Source organism: Haloferax sp. Atlit-4N, assembly GCF_003383025.1.
GTDB classification, from domain to species: Archaea; Halobacteriota; Halobacteria; order Halobacteriales; family Haloferacaceae; genus Haloferax; species Haloferax gibbonsii.
The window spans coordinates 1-1037 of record NZ_PSYY01000031.1; the positions used below are offsets into that span (position 1 = coordinate 1).

A 1037-nucleotide genomic window follows, 5' to 3' on the forward strand; every position below is an offset into this window, starting at 1 on the left:
TGCCTCGCGTGTTGGAATCGCAAACGCGTACTTCGCGATCAGCCGCTGTTGGACGTCAGTCTCCCACTGCGCTGAGATGGGCATGCCGATGTCACACTCGCGTTTGCGACGTCTGAGCCTCGTGAGTGCTTCTTGGATTGCCGTGATGTATTCGATGGTGTCGTCCTCGTTACAGACGGTTTCGACGAAGTCTGCCCACGAGACAGAGATCGACGCTGGTTTCTGGTCGCGATAGCGGTCGCTAATCTCTTCAGGGTCGCCACCCCGCCTGCGAATCTCATCACGTGGATACTCGGTCATCACTCGGGAGGTGCTGCCAGATCGTGGCGGAATCGGCGTCGTTGCGCATGGCGTTCGTCTGTATTCTTCGGAGTTCGGCAACACAGCGCTTGACGACGACAAGGTCGTCTGCGTCGAAGAAGTCGTCTGGAACGATGGGGTGGTCGTAGTGTGGAATTTTTGGATAGACCTGCATCGTGGATTTGGTGTGAGTCGATTCGAGTGGTTGACTGGGTCTGAGGTAGCGCTGGGTATGGGGCAAGCGTGGGCGACATGTCTGCATACCGACTGGGTGACTGCGACACCGACGTTGTTTGTGTCCCTCTTGGAGGGAACCGATGGATACCGCTCCAGCAGCGGCGATGTGGATTAGTCGTCGGGGTGGTCGATACCGTTCTTGAGGTCATCGAGGTCTCGCTCGAGACGCTCGATGTGTGTTTCGAGTTCGTTCACGCTCATGAGTGCGAGTCGGAGGAACTCGTCATCGCGCTCCGGCATGAGCGGGAGCTGGCTTGCGGCCGCGACTGGGTCATCGCCCTCGTCGGCGCGCTTGCGGACGAGTTCATCGCGTGCGGCACGCAGTTCGCGTCGGAGGAGTTCAGCATCGTCCATGGTGAGTGTACGTACCCGGGATGCAGCCCGCTACGAGCCCACGAGGGGCGAGGTCGTGCGGACCGCGTCACCGAATACGTGGTTTCCTGACCAACAAGTACGAATACATGCTCGTTCAGTACAGTAGGATCGAATAAGTGCTTTCT

General features: G+C 58.5%; 3 protein-coding genes. All 3 read right to left on the reverse strand.

Going from position 1 to position 1037, the window contains the following annotated elements:
* A partial coding sequence (locus tag C5C07_RS20335) for a hypothetical protein (protein ID WP_115806042.1) occupies positions 1-300 on the reverse strand: 300 nt, incomplete at its 3' end.
* Entirely contained in the window at positions 281-475 is a 195-nt protein-coding gene (locus C5C07_RS20340) for a hypothetical protein (RefSeq protein ID WP_115806043.1), read from the reverse strand. The genes C5C07_RS20340 and C5C07_RS20335, both read right to left, overlap by 20 nt.
* A gap of 173 nt (positions 476-648) precedes the next feature.
* Entirely contained in the window at positions 649-891 is a 243-nt protein-coding gene (locus C5C07_RS20345) for a hypothetical protein (RefSeq protein WP_115806044.1), read from the reverse strand.
* Between the last annotated feature and the right edge of the window lie 146 nt (positions 892-1037).

Excerpts from the sequence above, each read along its gene's own strand:
- C5C07_RS20340 (WP_115806043.1), bottom strand. The coding sequence starts at position 475 with ATGCAGGTCTATCCAAAAATTCCACACTACGACCACCCCATCGTTCCA.
- C5C07_RS20345 (WP_115806044.1), bottom strand. The coding sequence starts at position 891 with ATGGACGATGCTGAACTCCTCCGACGCGAACTGCGTGCCGCACGCGAT.